Annotated in this window: 18 protein-coding genes and 1 pseudogene; 7 read left to right on the top strand and 12 right to left on the bottom strand. The window is 72.2% G+C overall.

The features are described from left to right. The first annotated feature begins 247 nt into the window (after positions 1–247). Both ACQEV8_RS01275 and ACQEV8_RS01270 read left to right on the top strand, forming a co-directional pair. Positions 248–1,048 (top strand): VOC family protein, encoded by an 801-nt coding sequence (locus ACQEV8_RS01275; RefSeq protein ID WP_432956579.1) that lies wholly within the window; start codon positions 248–250, stop codon positions 1,046–1,048. 41 nt (positions 1,049–1,089) lie between these two features. Then, positions 1,090–1,806 (top strand): ribonuclease H family protein, encoded by a 717-nt coding sequence (locus tag ACQEV8_RS01270; RefSeq protein WP_432956577.1) that lies wholly within the window; start codon positions 1,090–1,092, stop codon positions 1,804–1,806. On the opposite strand, the gene melC2 is transcribed toward ACQEV8_RS01270, so the two are convergent. Both melC2 and melC1 read right to left on the bottom strand, forming a co-directional pair. Then, on the bottom strand, positions 1,807–2,628 hold the full coding sequence (melC2, locus tag ACQEV8_RS01265) for a tyrosinase MelC2 (RefSeq protein WP_432956575.1): 822 nt from the start codon (positions 2,626–2,628) through the stop codon (positions 1,807–1,809). It lies immediately after the preceding gene. A gap of 31 nt (positions 2,629–2,659) precedes the next feature. Then, a complete protein-coding gene (gene melC1 / locus ACQEV8_RS01260) occupies positions 2,660–3,028 on the bottom strand; it encodes an apotyrosinase chaperone MelC1 (RefSeq protein WP_432956573.1) in 369 nt (122 codons plus the stop codon). Positions 3,029–3,425: 397 nt separating this feature from the next. Between melC1 and ACQEV8_RS01255 the strand changes: the two genes are divergently transcribed. Both ACQEV8_RS01255 and ACQEV8_RS01250 read left to right on the top strand, forming a co-directional pair. Next, positions 3,426–4,889 carry an MFS transporter gene (locus ACQEV8_RS01255; protein ID WP_432956572.1) on the top strand — a complete coding sequence of 488 codons (1,464 nt, stop codon included), beginning with the start codon at positions 3,426–3,428 and terminating at the stop codon, positions 4,887–4,889. Next, positions 4,886–5,470 carry a TetR family transcriptional regulator gene (locus ACQEV8_RS01250; RefSeq protein ID WP_432956571.1) on the top strand — a complete coding sequence of 195 codons (585 nt, stop codon included), beginning with the start codon at positions 4,886–4,888 and terminating at the stop codon, positions 5,468–5,470. Before ACQEV8_RS01255 ends, ACQEV8_RS01250 begins: the two co-directional genes overlap by 4 nt. On the opposite strand, the gene ACQEV8_RS01245 is transcribed toward ACQEV8_RS01250, so the two are convergent. Then, on the bottom strand, positions 5,460–7,181 hold the full coding sequence (locus ACQEV8_RS01245; protein ID WP_432972305.1) for a cholesterol oxidase substrate-binding domain-containing protein: 1,722 nt from the start codon (positions 7,179–7,181) through the stop codon (positions 5,460–5,462). The two genes, ACQEV8_RS01250 and ACQEV8_RS01245, sit on opposite strands and share 11 nt — an antisense overlap. Positions 7,182–7,335: 154 nt before the next feature. Between ACQEV8_RS01245 and ACQEV8_RS01240 the strand changes: the two genes are divergently transcribed. Next, positions 7,336–8,319 carry an aldo/keto reductase gene (locus ACQEV8_RS01240; protein ID WP_432956569.1) on the top strand — a complete coding sequence of 328 codons (984 nt, stop codon included), beginning with the start codon at positions 7,336–7,338 and terminating at the stop codon, positions 8,317–8,319. 45 nt (positions 8,320–8,364) lie between these two features. Here ACQEV8_RS01240 and ACQEV8_RS01235 read toward each other — a convergent pair whose 3' ends face one another. Next, positions 8,365–8,709 carry a hypothetical protein gene (locus ACQEV8_RS01235; protein WP_432972302.1) on the bottom strand — a complete coding sequence of 115 codons (345 nt, stop codon included), beginning with the start codon at positions 8,707–8,709 and terminating at the stop codon, positions 8,365–8,367. A 225-nt stretch (positions 8,710–8,934) separates the two neighbouring features. Here ACQEV8_RS01235 and ACQEV8_RS01230 point away from each other — a divergent pair, with 225 nt between their 5' ends. Beyond that, positions 8,935–9,360, top strand: a complete 426-nt coding sequence (locus tag ACQEV8_RS01230; protein WP_432972299.1) for a DUF6328 family protein — start codon at positions 8,935–8,937, stop codon at positions 9,358–9,360. A gap of 45 nt (positions 9,361–9,405) precedes the next feature. Here the strand turns inward: ACQEV8_RS01230 and ACQEV8_RS01225 are convergent. The 3 genes and pseudogenes from ACQEV8_RS01225 to ACQEV8_RS01215 form a co-directional block, all read right to left on the bottom strand. Continuing rightward, a pseudogene (locus ACQEV8_RS01225) lies at positions 9,406–9,825 on the bottom strand (SsgA family sporulation/cell division regulator); the annotation flags it as partial. Positions 9,826–9,887: 62 nt separating this feature from the next. Continuing rightward, entirely contained in the window at positions 9,888–10,949 is a 1,062-nt protein-coding gene (locus ACQEV8_RS01220) for a hypothetical protein (RefSeq protein ID WP_432956568.1), read from the bottom strand. A gap of 60 nt (positions 10,950–11,009) precedes the next feature. Further along, positions 11,010–11,981 carry an LLM class F420-dependent oxidoreductase gene (locus ACQEV8_RS01215; RefSeq protein ID WP_432956566.1) on the bottom strand — a complete coding sequence of 324 codons (972 nt, stop codon included), beginning with the start codon at positions 11,979–11,981 and terminating at the stop codon, positions 11,010–11,012. A gap of 73 nt (positions 11,982–12,054) precedes the next feature. Between ACQEV8_RS01215 and ACQEV8_RS01210 the strand changes: the two genes are divergently transcribed. Continuing rightward, entirely contained in the window at positions 12,055–13,488 is a 1,434-nt protein-coding gene (locus ACQEV8_RS01210; protein WP_432956564.1) for a serine hydrolase domain-containing protein, read from the top strand. Here ACQEV8_RS01210 and ACQEV8_RS01205 read toward each other — a convergent pair. From ACQEV8_RS01205 to ACQEV8_RS01185, 5 genes are all read right to left on the bottom strand, one after another. Further along, the gene (locus ACQEV8_RS01205) at positions 13,480–15,117 is read right to left on the bottom strand and encodes a serine/threonine protein kinase (RefSeq protein WP_432972296.1); all 1,638 of its coding nucleotides are present in this window, start codon (positions 15,115–15,117) and stop codon (positions 13,480–13,482) included. The two genes, ACQEV8_RS01210 and ACQEV8_RS01205, sit on opposite strands and share 9 nt — an antisense overlap. Positions 15,118–15,459: 342 nt before the next feature. Beyond that, positions 15,460–16,422: a threonine/serine dehydratase gene (locus ACQEV8_RS01200; RefSeq protein ID WP_432956563.1), complete on the bottom strand. Its 963-nt coding sequence runs from the start codon at positions 16,420–16,422 to the stop codon at positions 15,460–15,462. Positions 16,423–16,521: 99 nt separating this feature from the next. Continuing rightward, on the bottom strand, positions 16,522–17,685 hold the full coding sequence (locus ACQEV8_RS01195; protein WP_432956560.1) for a polyprenyl synthetase family protein: 1,164 nt from the start codon (positions 17,683–17,685) through the stop codon (positions 16,522–16,524). Next, the gene (locus ACQEV8_RS01190) at positions 17,682–18,746 is read right to left on the bottom strand and encodes a tetratricopeptide repeat protein (protein ID WP_432956558.1); all 1,065 of its coding nucleotides are present in this window, start codon (positions 18,744–18,746) and stop codon (positions 17,682–17,684) included. The genes ACQEV8_RS01195 and ACQEV8_RS01190 overlap by 4 nt, the downstream gene beginning before the upstream one ends. A gap of 196 nt (positions 18,747–18,942) precedes the next feature. Next, entirely contained in the window at positions 18,943–19,620 is a 678-nt protein-coding gene (locus ACQEV8_RS01185) for an AIM24 family protein (RefSeq protein WP_432956555.1), read from the bottom strand. Positions 19,621–19,640 lie beyond the last annotated feature (20 nt).

Below are 19,640 nucleotides of genomic sequence, written 5' to 3'. Positions count from 1 at the left end.
GCACACCTCGTCGCGCCTCTCGGCGTGCGGCTCTGCCCTGCCGCACGTAGGCGAACGCGGCCGGTACCGTCCTGTACTCCGTGTAGCCGCCATCGGCGTACCGGCCCGTGCGCTCGGACCCGGTACAGAGGCTGCCGAGGGCTCCCGCCCGGCCTGCGGCGGAACCGCCCGTTCGGCGCGCGGGCCGACCCGAGGGTGACTAGCGTGAGGAAACGGACGATCCATCCATCCGGAGAGGGCCGCAGCCATGGCCGTGCAACCTGAGGGAACCCCTTGCTGGGCCGACGCGACGTTCAGTGATCTCGAAGGGGCCAAGAACTTCTACGGAGACGTCCTCGGCTGGACCTTCACCGAGGCGTCCGCGGAGTACGGCGACTACACCCAGGCCTACGCGGACGGCAAGGCGGTCGCCGCCGTCGTCCCGCCCATGCCCGGCCAGCCGGAGGCCCCGTCGCAGTGGTGCCTGTACTTCGCCGCCCGGGACACCGCCGCCACCGCCGCCCGGATCCGCGACAACGGCGGCGAGGTGCTGATGGAGCCGATGCCGGTCGGCGACTTCGGCACCATGTGCCTGGCCCGCGACCCGGGCGGTGTCGTCTTCGGGGTCTGGCAGGCGGGCACCCACGAGGGCTTCGAGGCGATGGCCGAACCGGGCGCCTACATCTGGGCCGAAGTCTTCACCCGCGAGCCCGAGAAGTCCGACGCGTTCTTCCCCGCCGTCTTCTCCTACCGGCAGCGGGACATGGAGGACGGCGAGATGGACTTCCGTATCTACGACCTCGGCGAACGCACCGTCCTGGGCCGCATGAGGATGACGGAGGAATTCCCGCCCGAGGTGCCGCCGTACATCAACGTCTACTTCACCGTCGAGGACTGCGACGACGCCGTGGCGAAGGCGACCAAGCTCGGCGGCGTCCTGCGCTTCGGCCCGATGACCACGCCGTTCGGCCGGTTCGCCGCCATCAGCGATCCGCAGGGCGCGCACTTCTCGGTGATCGACATCACGACGACCGAGGGAGACATGCCGAAGCTGACCGACGTGTCGTAGCAGCCCGCCCCTCCCGGCCGGGCGGACCGTGCGGCCATGGCATGATCGAGCCCATGCCTGAACGTGTTGTGGCCGCGTGTGACGGGGCTTCGAAGGGAAACCCGGGGCCCGCGGGCTGGGCCTGGGTCGTCGCCGACGCTTCCGAGAGCCCGGTGAGCTGGGAGGCCGGGCCGCTCGGCAAGGCCACCAACAACGTCGCGGAACTGACCGCGCTGGAGCGCCTGCTGACGGCGACCGACCCCGGTGTACCGCTCGAGATCCGGATGGACTCGCAGTACGCGATGAAGGCCGTCACCACCTGGCTGCCCGGCTGGAAGCGCAACGGCTGGAAGACGTCCGCCGGCAAGCCGGTCGCCAACCAGGACCTCGTCGTGCGCATCGACGAGCTCCTGGACGGGCGCTCGGTGGAGTTCCGCTATGTGCCCGCCCACCAGGTCGACGGCGACCGGCTCAACGACTTCGCCGACCGCGCCGCCAGCCAGGCCGCCACCGTCCAGGAGTCCGCGGGCAGCGAGCTCGGTTCCCCCGAGCCGCCGCCCGCCCCGGACGCCCCGGTCAAGGCGCCCCGCTCCCGCCCGCGCGGCGGCTCGGCCCGCACCGCGAAGACCTCCGGCGCCAAGGGCTCCTCGTCGCGCACCATCAAGGCGAAGTTCCCCGGCCGCTGCCAGTGCGGCCGCGCCTACGCGGCGGGCGAGTCCATCGCCAAGAACGACGTTGGCTGGGGACACCCGGAGTGCCGCACGGCCGCGACCGCCTGATCAGGCGTCGAACGTGTAGTGCGCCGTGTGGTCCAGCAGATCCGCCGGGCTCGTGTCGTGCCACGGCCGCATCGTCTCGTTGAGGTCGATCACGTTCGGCGTGCCCGAGACCGGCAGATAGCCGGAGCCGGGGTGCCGCCGCTGCCACTCGGCCCACAGCTTGTCGATGTAGGCGTGGTGCAGCCAGAACACCGGATCGTTGGGCGAGGCGCCGGTGGCCATGTGCCCGCCCACCCAGACGTGGACGCGGTTGTGCAGATTGACTCCGCGCCATCCTTCGAGATGGTTGCGGAAACCGTCCGAGCCGCTGTTCCAGGGAGCCATGTCGTACGTCGGCATCGAGAGCACCGACTCGACCTCGGCCGCCGTCGGCAGCTGGCGTCCCCCGGAACCGAGGGAGCGGCGCAGGAACGTACGGCCGTCGACCCGCACGTTGATCGTCCAGGTGCCGGCGGACGCGGCGAACGGCCCGTCCGGCACCCGGCCGTCCCGCTCGCGCCCGGTACCCCCGAGGAAGTCGGGCGCCCACAGCGAGGCGCGCGGCGAACGGTCGACGGTCCAGTCCCAGTACGGCAGGGCCACCGAAGTGTCCACCGACTGGAGTGCCCGCTCGAATTCCAGGAGGAATCTTCGGTGCCAGGGCAGGAAGGACGGTGAGCGGTGGCCCGTCCGCTCGCCGTTGTCGGTGTCGGAGACGATGAAGTCGTTGTGCGTCGTGACGAATTCGTCGTAGCGGCCGCTGCGCTTCAGCTCCATGAGGGCGGCGACGAAACGCCGCTTCTCGTCGGTGGTCAGGGCGGACTGGTTCTTGCGGACGGTCATGTGCTGGTGCTCCAGAGCCTTTCGGTGCGGGTCAGTTGGCGGGGAAGGGCAGCAGCGGCGCGCCCTGCAGCTCGTCCACCGCGGTGCGGGCGGCGGCGCGCGGGGTGGCCACCGGGTCGTAGTGGCTGACGACACTGATCCAGGTGCCGTCGGCGTTGCGCATCACGTGCAGTTCCACACCGTCGACGAACGCCGCGTATCCGGCGCCGTGGTGGTGATGACCGGTCCCGGTGGCCGGGCGGCCCTGTATCCGGCGGCCCTTGTAGACCTCGTCGAAGGTCCCGGGGGAGTCGTGGTGCCCGGTGGCGGCCGTGGCGGGTACGACGGCGGGCAGGACGCCGGCCGTCCCGGCGAGGACGGCCGCGGCGGTGAGCGCGCGGCGACGGCTGAGTTCCGGCATGCGGACCTCCTGGGTCGGTTCGGGTGTTGACCTGGGCATGCCTACCGGTCCGGCCGGTACCGGGAGAAATCCGCGCGAGCCGGTTGGCTGCGATCCGGGCGATTCCCCTCATGTCGTGCAAGGTTGAACGAAGGTGATCTTGCTGCGCGGGGTGGCGGTACGGGTGCGGAAGGGGAAAATCCGCCCGCGGGGACGGTGGGGCGGTTGTTCCTCCCTGCGTGGCCCGTTGCCCGTGGTGCACGTCACGCCGCGAAACTGGCGCGATCCGGCGGTACGGCCTCCCGGCGGGGGGCCGACGGCGAATCCGCCCCAAGGCTTGGGGTGAATGGCAATTCACCGATAAGGTGAATTACCATTCACCTGCCTGTCCCGCCAGGCGCTGCCCGCTGGAGAGCAGATGGACCCGACCGCCGCGATACGCAACCGGCCCACCGTCCCGGTGCTCGCGTTCGGCGGCATCCTCATGGCCGTCATGCAGACCGTGGTCGTGCCCCTGCTGCCCGACCTGCCCCGGCTGACGGGCGCCTCGGCGGGCACGGTCTCCTGGATGGTCACGGCCACCCTGCTGTCCGGGGCCGTCCTCACCCCGGTCCTGGGCCGGGCCGGCGACATGTACGGCAAGCGACGGGTGCTCATGGCGGCCCTCGCGCTGATGACCCTGGGCTCGGTCCTGTGTGCCCTGACCTCCGACATCGGGGTGCTGATCGCCGCCCGCACCCTGTCCGGAGCCGCCGCCGCGGTCGTCCCGCTGTCCATCAGCATCCTGAGGGACGAGCTGCCGCCGGAGCGCCGGGGCTCGGCCGTGGCGCTGATGAGCTCCACCGTCGGCATCGGCGCCGCGCTCGGCCTGCCGCTGGCCGCGGTGATCGTGCAGTACGCGGACTGGCACACCATGTTCTGGGTGACCAGCGCCCTCGGGGCCACGGGCGTGACCCTGGTGTGGTGGGCGGTGCGGGAATCGCCGGTGCGCGAACCGGGCCGGTTCGACGTGCCGGGCGCGCTGGGACTGGCCGTCGGGCTGGTATGCCTGCTGCTCGGGGTGTCCCAGGGCGGGCAGTGGGGCTGGGGCAGTCCGCGCGTCGTGGGACTGTTTTTGGCCGCCGCCGTCGTGCTCGCGCTGTGGTGGTGGCAGCAGTTGCGGGCCGAACAGCCGCTGGTGGACCTGCGGCTGGTGGCCAGGCCCCGGGTCGGACTGTCCCATGCGGCCGCACTGCTCGCCGGATTCGCCTTCTACGCCAACACCCTGGTCACCGCCCAGCTCGTGCAGGCACCCGAGGCGACCGGATACGGGCTCGGTCTGTCCATCGTCGCCACCGGACTGTGCCTGCTGCCCAGCGGAGTGGTCATGCTGCTGCTGTCGCCCGTCTCCGCCCGGATCTCCGCCGCGCGCGGCGCGCGTGTCACGCTCGCCCTCGGGGCGGCGGTCATCGCCGCCGGGTACGCGGTCCGCATCGCCGACAGCCGCGACCTGTGGATGATCATCGCCGGGGCCACGGTCGTCGCGACCGGAACGACCCTGGCCTACTCGGCGCTGCCCACCCTCATCCTGCGTGCCGTGCCGGCCGGGCAGACCGCCTCCGCCAACGGCGTCAACGTCCTGATGCGAACCATCGGCCAAGCCTGCTCGAGCGCCGCGGTGGCAGCCGTCCTCGTACACCACACCAGCCAGGTCGGCGGGGCGCCGGTCCCCACCCTGCACGGATACCTGCTGGCGTTCACGATGGCCGGCGCGGTCGCGCTCCTGGCCGTCGCGGCGGCGCTGTGCATCCCCGGCGACTCCGCCTCCGACGAACCGGACGGTCCTGAACCGGCCGGGGACCACACCCGGGGCGCGCACGACCGGGCGATGGAGGGAGCATGAGTGCCGTGAGCACTCCACCCGTCACGCCCACGCCGGCCCGCAGGGACGCCGAGGCCACCAAGGCGGCCATCCTGAAGGCGGCCCGTCATCTGCTGGCCCGGCACGCGCACGCCGACATCACGCTCAAGGCGGTCGCCGAGCGCGCCGGTGTGAGCCCGCCGCTGATCCTCAAGTACTTCGGCAACAAGGACACGCTGTTCGCCAGGGTCATGTCCTTCGAGACCGACGCCGCAGCCCTGCTGGCCGCGCCGCTGGAGGAACTCGGGCCGCACATGGTCCGGCACGTCCTGGTCAGCCAGTCCGAGCAGGGCGCCGACCCGCTGCTGCGGATCGTGTTCGCGCCCCTGCACGGCGAGCAGGGCGACATCCTGCGCGCCAACTTCCGCACGCAGGTGACCGACCGCCTGACCGACCGCCTCACCTGCCCCGACGCCGGCCTGCGCGCCGAACTCGCCGTCGCCACCCTGCTCGGCCTGGGCGTGATGTACGGCATCGCCCGCGGCACCGAGGTGCGGGCGAGCACGGTCGACGCCCTGGTGGACCGCTATGCGCCCTCGGTGCAGGCGCACCTCACCCCGTAGCGCCCCGGCCGAACAGCCGGTCCAGGAAGGCGTTGCCGTAGACGCGGTGCGGGTCGAGCCGTTCCAGCACCGCGTCAGCCTCGGCCCACTCCGCTGTACCGACGGCGGCCGGCACCACCGACCCCAGTACCTCCTCGTCGCTCCACACCCCGTCGTCCGTGTACGCCCACCCCTTGGACCACTCCACCCGGGTGAGCGCGAACCCGCCGTCGAAGGTGCGCAGCAGGAACCGCTCGATCTCGCGCAGGAACGCCTCCGCGTCCGGGGTGCCCGGCAGGGTCAGGACGTCCAGCCACAGGGCCGTGTCCCACTCGGGGTGGTCCTCGCGAGGCCGGAGCGCGGACAGCAGCGGCGGGCGGGCCCCGGCCACCCCGGTGTCGCCCGGTTCGTCCAGGCCGGTCACCCGGATCTCCACCGAGCCGTTGACCGGGAAGCTGCCGCGGGCCGCGTACGCCGCCAGCCGCTCCCGGTAGAAGGCGGCGAACTCGGAGACCACCCGCTGCACCTGCTCCCGCGAGGTGAGGACCGCGTAGCCGTCGGCGTGCACCCGCAGGGTGCTCGGCTTCAGATACAGCAGCGTGTTCTTGGACGGCCCCCAGACATCGGCGGACAGCGTCGTCACCAGCCCGAGCGCGGCCGCCTCGTACTGCGCGGTGCCCAGCACCGGTGCCAGATACCAGGCCGCGTCCGACGTCATCCGCCCCACCAGCTCCGCCACCGGCGTCGGAATGTTGTCGGAGAACGGGTAGTTGTACGGCCGCGTCACGCGTCGCGAGCTCAGCGGCCGGGTGGGGGAGTCGCTCCACACCTTCAGCCAGGGATGCTCGGTGAAGGCGAACCAGATCGCCTCCACCCGCCCGGCCTCGTCCAGGTAGCGCGAGAGGGTACGCCCGTCGGAGCCGGGCGCGGCGAACAGCTCGCCCGCCGGGATGTCCGTACGGCTCACGCACCGCAGGTTCGTGTTCGCGCCCACCCGCAGCACCACCTCGGTCACCAGGGACCGTCCGAGATGGGTCAGCAGCGCGGCGGCGTCCGCCTCGTCGCGACGGAACGTGCGCACCACGTACGCGTCGGCCCGGGAGTCCCAGACGACCGCAGTCAGGGACAGGATCAGGTTGCTCAGCGAGCCGTATGTGTGCCCGGGCCGCCGGTGTTCGCCCCGGGCGGGGACGGCCGTGCCGTGCGCGTCGATCGCCAGGGTGCCGCCCAGAGTCAGAACACCGGGGGCGGGAGCGGCCGTGACGCCCAGGCCGTGTTCCTCCAGGAAGGTCAGCAGCGCCTCCATGGTCACGCCGGTACCGGCGCGTACGGCCGTCGGGGAGTCCAGCGCGAGGCCCGTCAGATGAGGCGTGGTGTCGACCAGGAGGACGGGCGCGCCGGACGGCGTCCCCTCCGCCACGGTCAGGGGCGACCAGCCGTGCGCGGCACCCCGGGCACGGACTCGCCACCCGTGCCGCCACGCCCAGTTGACGACGTCGGCCACCTGCTGCGGGCTGTCCGGGGCACAGGCCCACAGACCGTCGGCGGTGATCTCGCCGACCCAGTTCCGGTACGCCGAGCGGTACAGCGCGACGTCCGCAGGGAAGTCCGGCAACTCCGCCGCCGCGGCCGCCGGATCCGCCGGCAGACCCGGTACGGCGGCGAGGGCGGCCGCCGTGCGGAGGAAGCCTCGGCGCGTCCAATGCGGTTTCTGGGAAGGGCAGTTGCCCATGGAACCGGTAGTCACGTGGAGTCACGCTAGGGGCCCTGTTGACACGTGACATGTTCCTGCCGCGTCTATTCACTCGTGTGAGTGAATCTGGCGGGTCCGCGGGCCGGAGGGAAACGTTCCGCGCGGAGCCGTGACGGATGACAGACTGACGCCCATGGACGAGCGCACATTCGACAGGTCAGGCCAGCACGCTTCCGTCGTGGGCCTGGGCACATGGCAGCTGGGTGCCGACTGGGGAGACGTCGACGACAAGGAAGCCCTCGCGGTACTGGAGACGGCGGCCGAGTCCGGGGTGACCTTCTTCGACACCGCCGACGTGTACGGCGACGGCCGCAGCGAGCAGACCATCGCCACGTTCCTCAGCGGCAGGCCGGACCTGCACGTCCTGGTCGCCACGAAGATGGGCCGCCGGCTCGACCAGATCCCCGAGAACTACGTGCTCGACAACTTCCGCGCCTGGAACGACCGCTCCCGGCGCAACCTCGGCGTCGACCGGATCGACCTGGTGCAGCTGCACTGCCCGCCGACGCCCGTCTACTCCACGGACGAGGTGTTCGACGCCCTCGACACCCTGGTCGAGGAGGAGCGCGTCGCCGCGTACGGCGTCAGCGTCGAGACCTGTGAGGAGGCGCTGACCGCGATCGCCCGGCCGAACGTGGCGAGCGTGCAGATCATCCTCAACCCGTTCCGCATGAAGCCCCTGCGCGAGGTGCTCCCGGCCGCCCGTGCGGCGGGGGTCGGCATCATCGCCCGCGTCCCGCTGGCCTCCGGCCTGCTGTCGGGCAAGTACACGCGGGAGACGGTCTTCCCCGAGAACGACCACCGCGCCTACAACCGGCACGGCGAGGCCTTCGACGTGGGCGAGACCTTCTCCGGCGTCGACTACGCCACCGGTGTCGAGGCGGCCGCCGAGTTCTCGGCGCTCGCCCCCGAGGGATACACCCCGGCCCAGCTGGCCCTGCGCTGGATCATCGAGCAGCCCGGCGTCACGACCGTGATCCCCGGCGCCCGCTCGCCCGAGCAGGCCCGTGCCAACGCGAACGCCGCCCGTCTGCCGGAGCTGTCCGGCAAAACGCTGGCGGCGGTTCGTGACCTCTACGACCTGCGGATCAAGGACCAGGTCGAAGCCCGCTGGTAGGGACTGCCTCGCCGAGGTCAGGCCTTACGGCACCCCTTCACGCCTTCACGGCACCAGGAGCAGCTGCCGTTCCTGTTCCTGGTCGCCGGAGGCGACACCGTCGTCGCGGGCCGTGAAGGCCCGGGTGAGCGTTTCGCTCGCCCGCCGCACCGCCTCCGGGGTGCCCTGCACGGTGACGGTCACCGGCGCGGACAGGTGTTCGGCGCTCGCCGCGGCGCTCTTTGAGGCACCGGCCTCCGCATCGCCGAAGGTCGCCATGTGCACCGTCGCGTTCTCGTCGGCGGGAAGCTCGTCCGACGCCCCGAACGTGCCTTCCAACGTGCGGACGACCGCTCGTGCGTCGTCCGTACCGCCGCCGCTGAGCGTCACGGTGAGTTGCGTACCGGACATGCGTCCACGACCTCCTCGGGTTTCTGCGTCATTCGCCTCGTCCGTGTAACCGTCGCCTGACCGCTCAAACGCCGCGCGGCCCCGGGACGACGGCGCCATACGGGGAACTCGCGGGAGAGAAGGTCGACGCGAGGTCTCACAACGGGAGGAACAGTGTCGGACACGGTCGAGGGCGGTGCCAGGCGCCGGGGGCGGGACGAGACGGAGGAGGAGAGAGCGGACCGGATGTGGCAGGAGCTCATCCAGGAGGTCCGCGTGGCCCAGATGGGCGTGCAGATCCTCTTCGGTTTTCTGCTCACCGTGGTGTTCACCGAGAAGTACGACGATCTGACCAGCACGGACCAGACGATCTACCTCGTGACGGTCGTCCTCGGCGCGTGCGCGACCGGGGCGCTCATAGGCCCGGTGTCCCTGCACCGCATCGTCTCCGGGCGGCGCGTCAAGCCGCAGGCGGTGCGGCTGGCCTCCCGGCTGACGCTGCTCGGCCTCGCGCTGCTGCTGGCCACGACGACCGCCTCCCTGCTGCTGATCCTGCGCGTGGCCACGCACGACGGTTTTGTGCCCTACCTGGTCGCCGGGGTGGTCGGCTGGTACCTGCTGTGCTGGTTGGTCCTGCCCCTGTGGACCAGGTACCGCCATACGTCGGAGTGACGGCGGTCGCCGCCGCGGGGCCGGCCCGCGGACCCGCGGATCAGCCCCGGCGATGACGCCCGCCAGGAAATCGTCCACGTGGACCTCCTCGCGGCCCGGCGGCACCACCTCGTGGGTCTCCCGGAGGAACGCCGCGAACCCCGGGGCCCACCCGAACACCAGGGCGTGGTGACGGCCGCCGTCGGGGCGGGCGTCACCGAGGAACTCCAGGCGCAGCTCCTGCCACATGCCCCGCGCCACCGGGCGGATCCGCACGTCCCCCACCCCGACCGGACGTCGCAGACCGTCCGCGAGCATCTCGCGGTCCAGCTGCCACCGGGCCAGGACCCGGCCGTCGTGGCTGAACACGAGGGTGACGGCGAACGGGTCCGCGGCGTCGTAGCTCAGGTGGGCGAGTACCGAGAAACGGTCCGTGTCACCGGCCTGGAGCTGCACCACCAGGGTCTTGTGCACGAAGGAGTTCACGAAAGGGCCTCCGGGATGAACCGACGTAGAGCCCTCTAGTACCCCTCACACGCGCAAGATGCTCAGCCCTCCGGGTGATTCCCGCGGGCACCGCGCAGGGACTCGATGCACACGGCCACGGCCCGCTGCAGCTCCTCCAGGCGCTCCACCATGTCGTCCTCGTAGAACTCCGGGGTGTCGTCGAAGGTCAGCTCCTCGAACACCTTGGTCGCCTTCTGCAGGCTGCTGTAGAACTTCGTGCGCCGCTCCCGCACCCGCAGCCCCGGGTCGGCCTCCACGGTCTCGACGACGAGGGACTTCATGGTGTCGTACGCCTCGGAGGCCCACTCGCCGGAGTCCTCGTCCTCATCCAGCTCGTCGATGAGCGACAGGTGCCGCTCGGCCTCCTGACGCAGATCGGCGGGAGCGTCGAGGGTCTGCCCGGCGGGCGTCTTGATCTGGCCCGACTCGGCGATCTGGCGCACGTATCCGATGCGGTCGGCCGCCCTGCTCTCACCGGCGACGGCCTTCTTCAGCTCGTCGGTGCGCACGACGTCACGGGCCAGCTCGGCCTGCAGGTCGGGGTCCTCCCGGACCCGGTCCAGCAGGGCCTGACGGGCCGCGCGGGCGGTGGAGGGGTCGGCGAGGATCGCGGCACGCAGGGCGGTGGGATTCTCCGCGACCTCCAGCGCCTTCGTGGGCCGGATGCCCTCCGCCTCGGCTGCCTCGGTGATGGCGGTGCCGCGCTCGGAGGTGGCGCTGTTGCGGGAGACGTAGTAGCTCAGCCACACGTCCGCGTCCGGCAGTTCCACGTCCTGGCCCGGCGTCAGCGCCTCGAAGTGCGGGACCAGGCCGTCGTCGGCGGCCCGGTCCCACGCCTTGTAGTAGCGCATGACCCGGTCCGGGGAGCACCCGGCGAGCTCCGCGAACTCCTTCGCCGACACCTTCGGCGTCTCGTCCGCGCCCTGCCCACCGGGCCGCACGCTGCGCGCCACCTTCAGCCCGAAAGCCCACCCTCCGGTCCGGGCGTACGCCCCGAACTCCCGGGCGTCCAGCGCGACCAGGTCGGAGACGGGCGCCGGGGAGGTCTCGGGCGGGGTGATGGCTACGGTCACGGACGACTCTCCTGAGGGGGTTGGCTGCATCGAGTACGTGCAGGCCAGCAGCCTATATCCACCGTCGGAGAGCCTTGGCGGCCACCGGCCTCAGCCGAACGCCTCCCGCAGCGCGGGCAGCAGGGTCTTCTCCGACCAGTCCAGGTACGCCGGCTGCGACTCGCCGCCGATCTGGACCAGGGCGACCTCGGTGAAGCCCGCCTCGGCGTACGGACGGACGGCCTCGACGAACGCGTCCGGGTCGTCACCGCACGGGATCGCGTCGGCCACGTCGTCCTGCGTGACGAACTGGGTCGCCGCATCGAAGGAATCCGGGTGCGGCAGCTCCGAGTTGACCTTCCAGCCGCTGCCGAACCAGCGGAACTGGGAGTGGGCTCGCTTGACGGCCGCGTCCCGGTCGGGGTCGTAGCAGACCGGGAGCTGGCCGATGCGGGGCTTGCCCGCGCCGCCGTGCCGGTCGAACGCCTCCAGCAGCCCCGCCTTGGGCTCCGTGGCGATCACCGCGTCGCCGAGCCGGCCCGCGAGTTCGCACGACCGCTCCCCGGAGACCGCGACGCCGATGGGCGGCGCCTCGTCCGGCAGGTCCCACAGCCGGGCCGATTCCACGTCGAAGTGCGTGCCGCGATGGTTGACGTGGCCGCCCCTGAAGAGAGCGCGGATGATCTCCACAGCCTCCTCGAACATCTCGTGCCGTACGTCGACGGACGGCCAGCCGCCGCCCACCACATGCTCGTTGAGGTTCTCACCGGAGCCGAGGCCCAGCCGGAAGCGGCCCTCGGACAGCAACTGCAGCGTCGCCGCCTTCTGCGCCACCACCGCCGGGTGGTAGCGGAACGTCGGGCACGTCACATACGTCATCAACGGGATACGTGACGTGGCCTGGGCGGCCGCGCCGAGCACCGCCCACGCGTAGGGTGAGTGGCCCTGCGAGCGCAGCCACGGGAAGTAGTGGTCCGAGGTCACCGAGAAGTCGAAGCCCGCCTCCTCGGCCCGCACCACATGGTCGACGAGCTCTCGGGGTCCGGCCTGTTCGGTCATCATCGTGTATCCGATTTGCACCATAACCGGCGAGTCCCCTGACAGCGGGCGTGAAAACGGCTCGATCAAGGTCCGTCGGCAGGGAGAGGATGCCTCCATGAGTGCCTCCGCCCTGCCGACCGGCAGCCCCGCCGCCCAGGGTGTCGACGCCTCCGGCGTCCACGCCTTCCTCGACGCCCTCGAAGCGGCCCCGGAGATCGAGCCGCACAGCCTGATGATCATGCGGCACGGACACCTCGTCGCCTCCGGCTGGTGGGCGCCCTACACCCCCGGCCGCCCCCACCTGCTGTACTCGCTCAGCAAGAGCTTCACCGGGACCGCCGCCGCCCTGGCCGAGGCCGAGGGACTGCTCGACTTCGACGCACCTGTCATCTCCTACTTCCCGGAGTTCGAGGCCGACATCACCGACCCCCGCAGCCGCGCCATGCTCGTACGGCACGTGGCGTCCATGTCGAGCGGCCACGAGCGGGAGACCGTCGAGGAGACCTACGGGCTGGACCGGGCGGAGCCCGTGCGCGGGTTCCTGCTGCTGCCGCCGGACCGCGATCCCGGGACGGTCTTCGCCTACAACCAGCCCACTACCTACACCCTCGCCGCGATCGTCCAGCGGGTGACCGGGCAGCGGCTCACCGAGTATCTGCGCCCGCGCCTGCTGGATCCGCTCGGCATCGGCGAGGCGTTCTGGCAGCGGGACCGCGCCGGCCGCGAGATCGGCTACAGCGGTCTGCACGCCACGACCGACGCCGTCGCCCGGCTCGGCGAGCTGTATCTGCGCGACGGCGTCTGGGAGGGCGAGCGCCTGCTGCCCGAAGGGTGGGCGGCCCGGGCCGCGCGTCCGCACATCGCGACCGCCGGTGCCATGGGAGACACGGACCGGCAGGACTGGGACCGGGGCTACGGCTACCAGTTCTGGACCTCCCGGCACGGCTACCGGGGCGACGGCGCGTACGGCCAGTTTTGCCTGGTGCTGCCGGAGCACGACGCGGTGATCGCGACGACCGCGGCGACCGAGCGGATGCAGGACTTCCTGAACCTCGTCTGGAAGCATCTGCTGCCCGCCTTCGGCCCCGAGCCGCTGTCCGGCCGGAAGGCCGACGACGCGGCCCTGCGCGAGCGTCTCGCCGGGCTCGCGCTGCCGCCCGCTCCGGGCAGTCCCGTACCGCCCGGAGGCGCCGGGGACTGGGCCGCCGCCGAGTTCGGCTCACCGGAGGGAAACGGCCCGGCCTGGTCGGCCGGGCTCGTACCGGACGCGGACGGCTGGACGCTCGGGCTCACCGAGGGCGAGAGCCGGCTGGACCTGCGGATCGGGAAGGCCGGCTGGACGGTGGCGGAGGAGCCGCTCCCGACCGCGGTGAGCGGCGGCTGGACCGATGCCGGCACGCTGGCCCTGGAGGTGGCGTTCCTGGAGACCCCGCACCGCCTGGCGCTGACCTGCTCCCTCGCCGACCGTACGCTCACCGCGCGCTGGCGCACGCAGCCCCTGCGTCCCGGCCCGCTCACCTCCCTGCGCGCACCACGCGGCTCAGCCTGAGGCCGGCCGGAATGTCTTGAGGAAGGTGCGCAACGTCTCCTCGTTCGCGCTGTCCTCCCAGTCGGCGGCGGGGGTCGTCCAGCGCAGCGAGAAGCTCCGGCCGCCGCCCAGCAGGATGCCCCGGCCGAAGGTGCGCACGCGGGTGTCGCCGAGGTCCGCCGTCCACTCCATGTCGGCGGCCTCGCGCCCCTGGTACGTCGTCGCACGGATCGCGCCGATCCGGTCGTAGCCACCGGACTGCTTCAGGTTCGGTTCGACATCGTCCCGCCACACGGCCACAGGGTCCGGACCCGCGTCCGCGCTGAAGGTGACGGCCAGCGTGCGGTCGTCGCCATCGGCGCCGAAGACGACCCGGTACGCCGGGCCCTGGCGGTCGGTGTCCAGCCGCTTCCAGTTCTCGGGCAGCGCGACGGAGAAGCCCTCCGGCGCGCGGTAGCGGTGGAAGCCGGGCGGCAGGCCGGTGGCCGGGGCGGAGGGCGTGGGATCGGCGGACGACGGGGTGGGCGTGGGGGAGGAGGGCTTTTCCGTCGGGCTGGGCGTCCGGGACGGCTCGGGAGCCTCGCCGCCGGTGCTCTCGCCCGGCGAGGCGGCGGAGGCCGGCGGCCGGGCCGGCGAGTCGGCCGCCCCGCCTCCGGTGTCACTGCCGGGCAGCCCCTGGGTCGCGGCGAGCACGGCGACCGCGACGGTGACGACGGCCAGGGCCGTCCCGGCCACCATGGTCCGTCTGCTCCAGGCCGGGTTCCCCGGCAGCATGGCGGCGTAGGAGCCGCGCAGCCGCGGGGCCTGCACCGAACCCAGGGCCGCTTCCGGGTCCTCGCTGAGCGCACGGGTCAGCGCCTCACGGACCACCTGGCGGGTCAGCCGCTCCCGAGAGTCCTTGCGGAGCAGCCCCTGCACGACCTGGGTGAGCGGCCCGGTGCGCACCGGCGAGCGCAGCGGCAGCCGGTCCACGGCCTTCAGGGTGTTCTCCGGGCGCCCCCGGTCTCGGAACGGCGGGCGTCCCTCGACCATCGTGTAGAGGATCGCGCCCAGCGCCCACAGGTCGGCGGCGGGGCCGATGCGCTCGTCCCGGGCCTGTTCCGGAGAGGCGTAGGCGGGCGCCGTGAGCCGGGGCGCGAGGGTGGCGCCGGCCAGGCCGTAGCCGGTGACGACGACCGAGTGGTCCTCGCGTACGAACACCTGGCCGGGGCTGAGTTCGCCGTGGGTGATGCCCTCCGCGTGCGCCGCGTCCAGCACGTCGAGCAGCTCCAGGCCGACGCGCGCGGCCCTCACGTAGTTGAACGTGCCCTGCTCCGAGAGGAGTTCCCCCAGCGGCGTGCCGTCGATCCACTCGTTGACGGTCCACAGGGCGCCCGCCTCCTCGACGGTGTCGACGACCGCGGCGATCCGGCCCGGGCACAGCAGGGCCATGTTCTCGGAGGTGCGGAGCAGCCGGGCGGAGGCCCGGCGCTCGGGCTCGAGCGGGTCGTCCGGAAGCCCGATCTGGGTGACGAGACACGGCCGCGAGACCTCGCCGGCGCCGGTGTCCTCGGCGTACCAGCAGATGCGGTTGGTCTCGCGCTGGATGATCTCGAGCAGCCGGTACCGGCCGGCGACCAACTGGTGTGTGGAGACGTGCGCCCTGCCCATGGCCATCCCTCGACTGGAAACCTGGCTTTCAACCTTTTCCAGAGGTACGGGGAGTAAGGCGCACTCCGTTCAATCGGATCGCAACTCCGTGTTCATTCTTGTCTTTTGTTCAAGAGGTGGGGTCAAGTGTGCGAGGAAAAACGGTCTTCCAAGGGCTCAGGCATGGCTTACCTCGGCCGCCGGGGCCTCCACGTGCTCGGAGAATTCGCCCGCCGCCGCCCGCGGATTCGCAAATTTCGGGGCTGGCCTGGTGGTAACCGCCGGTAAATGTGGCGGTGTACAACATCTGAACTCAGAGCCCTCCGATGAATTCCACGACGGATTCCCCGAAGGGCGGCCGGATCATCGGCGCAGACCGAAGCGACGAGACCAGGCGATCATGTCCCCCGTGGTCGCGTTGCCCCCGCACACCACCAGGCCGAGCCGGGCTCCGTCCCCGACCCGCTCCAGGACCTGCCGGGCGGCGGGCAGCAGACAGCCGGCGGCCGGCTCGGCCCACACCTTGGCGTGGTCGGCCAGCTCCAGCGAGCCCCTCACGGCTTCCCGGTCCGGGACCACGAGTACCTCGGTGACCAGGGCCGACACATGGTCGTACGTCAGCTGCGACACGGCCGGGGCGCTGAGGGTGGAGACGATCGACGACAGGGCGACCGGCAGCGGGCCGCCCGCCGTCAGCGCCTCGGACATGGCCTGCGCGCCCTCGGTCTCCACCCCCCAGACCCGCACCCCGGGCCGGAGCGCCCGCAGCGCCGCGGCGACGCCGGAGATCAGCGCGCCGCCCCCGATGCTGACCAGCACGTCGGTGAGCTCCCCGGCGTCGGCGGCGAACTCCAGGCCGACCGTGCCCTGCCCGGCGATCACCACCGGGTCGTCGAAGGGGTGGACCAGGGTCAGCCCCTCCTGCTGAAGCCGCGTCATGAGCGCGAACGCGCCGTCCATGTCGTCGGTCACCCGCACCGACGCGCCCGACGCCTCCGCGATCTCCACGGCACGGGCGGGCGCCGAGCGGGGCATCACCACCGTGGCCTTCACATCGAGGGCCGCGGCCATGACCGCGACGGCGATTCCGTGGTTCCCGCCGCTGACCGCCACCACCCCCGCGGCCCGCTCCGCCTCGCCCAGTGACAGCAGCTTCGCCGTCGCTCCGCGTGCCTTGAACGAGCCGGTGCGCTGCAGCAGTTCCAGCTTCGCGGTGACCGGGGCGCCGAGCAGCGCCGAAAGCCCCGGGCTCGTCACGGTCGGAGTGCGCACGACGTGCTCGTCGATCTGTTCAGCCGCTGCTTCGATCTCCGAGATGCCGATCACTGCGGTCGTCCTTCCGGCGCGGGGTCGCGGAACGCGCCTGGTCGCACCCTGGCCCGCCGACCCGGCCCAGGTCAATCCGGCCGGGCGGAGGCCACCGGATCAGACGTCGCGCCGTACCAGGAAGTCGAGCAGCGACCGCAGCTCGTCCACGGCCCCCGCCGCCAACGGCACCCCGGCGAGCGCCGAATCGACGGCGGCGATGTGACGCCGGGCCTCGGCGAGGGCCGCCGAACGGCCGCCCGCCTCCTCGATCAGCGCCGCCGCCGCATCGGGCTCCTCGCCGCTCTCCAGTAGCGCGGCGAGCCTGCCGCCGCTCGGGGAACCGAGCGCGACCAGCACCGGGAACGTCTTCTTGCGCTCCCGCAGATCGCCGTGGACCGGCTTGCCGGTGGTCCGGGGGTCACCCCAGATGCCCAGCACGTCGTCGACGATCTGGAAGGCGATCCCGAGGTGCCGGCCCGCCCGGTCGAGCGCGGTGACCGTCTCCGGCGCGGCACCCCCGAGCACGGCACCCAGCGCGGCCGCACAGCCGAGCAGGGCGCCCGTCTTGTGCTCCGCCATCGTCCGGTACTCGTCCGGCCGCACCCGTCGCGGTCCCGTCCAGGGCCGCTCGGCGAACAGCAGGTCGTCCGCCTGCCCGCGCACCAGGTCGCCCAGCGCCCCGGACAGCGTCCGCACGGCACCGGCACCGCCCGGCTGCGCGGCGAGCGTCTCGATCGCCAGCGCGAACAGGGCGTCACCCGCGAGAACCGCGGGCCCGGTGCCGTAGGCCTTCCACACGGCCGGGCGGCGGCGCCGGTCCGTGTCGCCGTCCATGATGTCGTCGTGCAGTAGGGAGAAGGTGTGCACCAGCTCCACCGCCACGGCCGCGGCCACTCCGGACCGGCCGGGCGCACCGGCCGCCTCGGCGCCGAGCACCGCGAGCGCCTGCCGTACGCCCTTGCCGCCGGAGGTGGCGGCCGGGGCACCGCCCACCTCGCACCAGCCGAAGGAGTACGCCGCCATCTCGCCGACCCAGGGGTGCAGCCGCCCGACGGCCTCGATCAGAGCGGGGCGTACGAGGGCACGGCAGCGATCGAGGACCGCGTGGGGGTCGTGGGAGAGGCCGGGGGCACTCACGAGACCCTGCGGCTCGCCGGGCGCCGCGGTGTCCTGCCGGGTCGCGTGCGCGCTGGCCGGGGATTCCGTCGCCGTGTCCTGCCGCGCTGCCTGTACCGCCGTGTCTCGCCGTGCCGTCTGTACCGCCATGGGGAGCGCCGTCATCGTGCGGCCTCCGCCCCCGCGAGAGCGAGCCCCGTGTCCGGTATGCCGAGCTCCTCATGGGCGCGGGCCACCATCGTGCGGGCGTGCCGGAGGCCGATCCGCTCCAGCGTGCCGGCGAGGTCGGCCAGTTCGGCCGCCGTCTCGCCGCGGTCGCGTCCCAGCCGGGCCAGGGACTTGGCCAGTCCGAGGCGCGAGAGGGCCTGCCCGCGCGGCTCGCTCATCTCGCGGAACTCCGCGAGCGCCTGCACGTACAGGTCGCGTGCCTCGGCGTAACGCCCGGCCCGGTACAGCACGTTGCCGCGCATCTTGTGGTTGTACGCCAGCGCGCTGGACAGCCGCATCGCGCGGCAGGCCGTCTCAGCCTCGCTCAGCAGCTCCAGGGCCCGCTCGGTGTCCCCGTCGCGTACCGACACCACGTCGGCCAGACCGCGCAGCGCCCAGGCGTGTCCACGCCGGTCGTCGGCGCGCGCGGCGATCTCGGCGGACTCCTCGAACAGGGCGTACGCCGTGTCGTAGTCCCCGGTGTTGCGGTGCATCTGCGCGATGCCCTCCAGCGCCCACACCGTGTGCCGCGCCTCCCCGCGCCGCCGGGCCTCGGCGAGCAACTGTTCGTGCAGCCGGCCGACGGCCTCGTAGTCGCCCTGGATGCGGCCGGTCTCGGCCAGGCCCGCCAGCGAATAGCCGCGTACGACGATGTCCCCGCCGCGTTCGCCCAGATCGGCCGCGAGCTGGAGGAGGCGGCGGGCCAGCGGGAGCGCGCCGCGTTGCCGGGCCAGGGTGCCGCCGCTCCACAGGGCCCAGGCCATGGCCCCGGTGTCCTCGGCCTCGCGGGCGGCGCGGTAACTCGCCTTCCAGGCCCGGTCCGCGTCCGCCACCCGGCCCAGCCGGCGCTGGGCCTCGGCCACCGCGAGTCCGGAACGCGCCACCTCCCCGGGCTCGCCGGCACGCTCGGCCGCCTTCAACTGCTCGGTGCCGGCGGCCAGTACGTCGGCCAGTGAGGAGTTGACGGACAGAGTGGTGAGCGCGCCCTGGTACTCCGGTGCGAATGCCTTGCCGTACATCGATGCCTTTCGGTCCGTATACGCACCATGTATACGTGCTGTGTATACATGGTGCGTATAGAAGGGGGAAACCGGCCCTGGCCGCGAGGGCCAGGGCACACCTGTTGTCGATCAAGACGTCGATGAAACGGACCGGGTTGCCTGTGAGGCGTAGATCACCCGAGGCGGACCACCCGCGGGGAATCCAGTGCCGGAGTCAGTGCTGCCCGGGCTTCTGCGGGGTCGCCTCGCTCGGCCGTACGACGACGTACCCCTCGCCCTGGAGCAGCAGTTGCACGGCCTCGCCGGAGCCGCCGCGCAGCATCGACCCGATGGACTGGGAGCGGTGCAGGGAGGTCTGCAGGCCCGCCGTCCAGCCGACGATCGCGTCGGTGTCGACGTACACCGGGTACTGCGCGGAGACCGGGATGACGAGCGGGGTGCCCTCGCAGACCAGGCCCAGTTTGCCGTGCCCGGTGAAGACGCTGTTGAACAGGCCGCCGCCGGTCATGCCGGCGCCCTTCACGGTCGCGATGCGGTACGACAGCGTGGCGTCGAAGCACAGGACGTTGCGGCCGTTGACGGTGAACTCGTCGCCGGGTTCGACGTCGACGATGAAGCAGTTCTGCGCTTCGTGCGCGAACCAGGCCTCGCCCTGTCCGCGCACCGCCATCAGCGGCAGCCCCTCCCCGGTGACCGCACGCTTGAGCATGCCGCCCACGCCCTGGCCCTTGCGCTCGAACTGGAGGTTGCCGCGGTAGGCGATCATCGCGCCCTGCCGGGAGAGCATCTCGCCGTTCACCGTGTACCGGACGCACTTGGCATTCTCGATCGTCATGCCCGCCGCGACGGGCGGCTGTGTCATGTGCTCGCTGGAAAAGAGGTCACCCTTCATGCGGGCATCCTCGCCCGGAA

It is taken from the genome of Streptomyces sp. CA-179760 (assembly GCF_050937045.1).
GTDB lineage: Bacteria > Actinomycetota > Actinomycetes > Streptomycetales > Streptomycetaceae > Streptomyces.
The sequence above is the reverse complement of the archived record's forward strand: the minus strand, read 5'-3'. Positions and strand labels throughout refer to the sequence as shown.

What these genes read in the sequence shown, in the direction of transcription:
- ACQEV8_RS01255 (WP_432956572.1), top strand. Translation starts at nt 3,426, where the DNA reads ATGGACCCGACCGCCGCGATACGCAACCGGCCCACCGTCCCGGTGCTC.
- ACQEV8_RS01230 (WP_432972299.1), top strand. Translation starts at nt 8,935, where the DNA reads ATGTGGCAGGAGCTCATCCAGGAGGTCCGCGTGGCCCAGATGGGCGTG.
- ACQEV8_RS01215 (WP_432956566.1), bottom strand. Translation starts at nt 11,981, where the DNA reads ATGGTGCAAATCGGATACACGATGATGACCGAACAGGCCGGACCCCGA.
- ACQEV8_RS01235 (WP_432972302.1), bottom strand. Translation starts at nt 8,709, where the DNA reads ATGTCCGGTACGCAACTCACCGTGACGCTCAGCGGCGGCGGTACGGAC.
- ACQEV8_RS01270 (WP_432956577.1), top strand. Translation starts at nt 1,090, where the DNA reads ATGATCGAGCCCATGCCTGAACGTGTTGTGGCCGCGTGTGACGGGGCT.
- melC1 (WP_432956573.1), bottom strand. Translation starts at nt 3,028, where the DNA reads ATGCCGGAACTCAGCCGTCGCCGCGCGCTCACCGCCGCGGCCGTCCTC.
- melC2 (WP_432956575.1), bottom strand. Translation starts at nt 2,628, where the DNA reads ATGACCGTCCGCAAGAACCAGTCCGCCCTGACCACCGACGAGAAGCGG.
- ACQEV8_RS01210 (WP_432956564.1), top strand. Translation starts at nt 12,055, where the DNA reads ATGAGTGCCTCCGCCCTGCCGACCGGCAGCCCCGCCGCCCAGGGTGTC.
- ACQEV8_RS01190 (WP_432956558.1), bottom strand. Translation starts at nt 18,746, where the DNA reads ATGTACGGCAAGGCATTCGCACCGGAGTACCAGGGCGCGCTCACCACT.
- ACQEV8_RS01205 (WP_432972296.1), bottom strand. Translation starts at nt 15,117, where the DNA reads ATGGGCAGGGCGCACGTCTCCACACACCAGTTGGTCGCCGGCCGGTAC.
- ACQEV8_RS01275 (WP_432956579.1), top strand. Translation starts at nt 248, where the DNA reads ATGGCCGTGCAACCTGAGGGAACCCCTTGCTGGGCCGACGCGACGTTC.
- ACQEV8_RS01250 (WP_432956571.1), top strand. Translation starts at nt 4,886, where the DNA reads ATGAGTGCCGTGAGCACTCCACCCGTCACGCCCACGCCGGCCCGCAGG.
- ACQEV8_RS01220 (WP_432956568.1), bottom strand. Translation starts at nt 10,949, where the DNA reads ATGCAGCCAACCCCCTCAGGAGAGTCGTCCGTGACCGTAGCCATCACC.
- ACQEV8_RS01240 (WP_432956569.1), top strand. Translation starts at nt 7,336, where the DNA reads ATGGACGAGCGCACATTCGACAGGTCAGGCCAGCACGCTTCCGTCGTG.
- ACQEV8_RS01245 (WP_432972305.1), bottom strand. Translation starts at nt 7,181, where the DNA reads ATGGGCAACTGCCCTTCCCAGAAACCGCATTGGACGCGCCGAGGCTTC.
- ACQEV8_RS01195 (WP_432956560.1), bottom strand. Translation starts at nt 17,685, where the DNA reads ATGACGGCGCTCCCCATGGCGGTACAGACGGCACGGCGAGACACGGCG.
- ACQEV8_RS01185 (WP_432956555.1), bottom strand. Translation starts at nt 19,620, where the DNA reads ATGAAGGGTGACCTCTTTTCCAGCGAGCACATGACACAGCCGCCCGTC.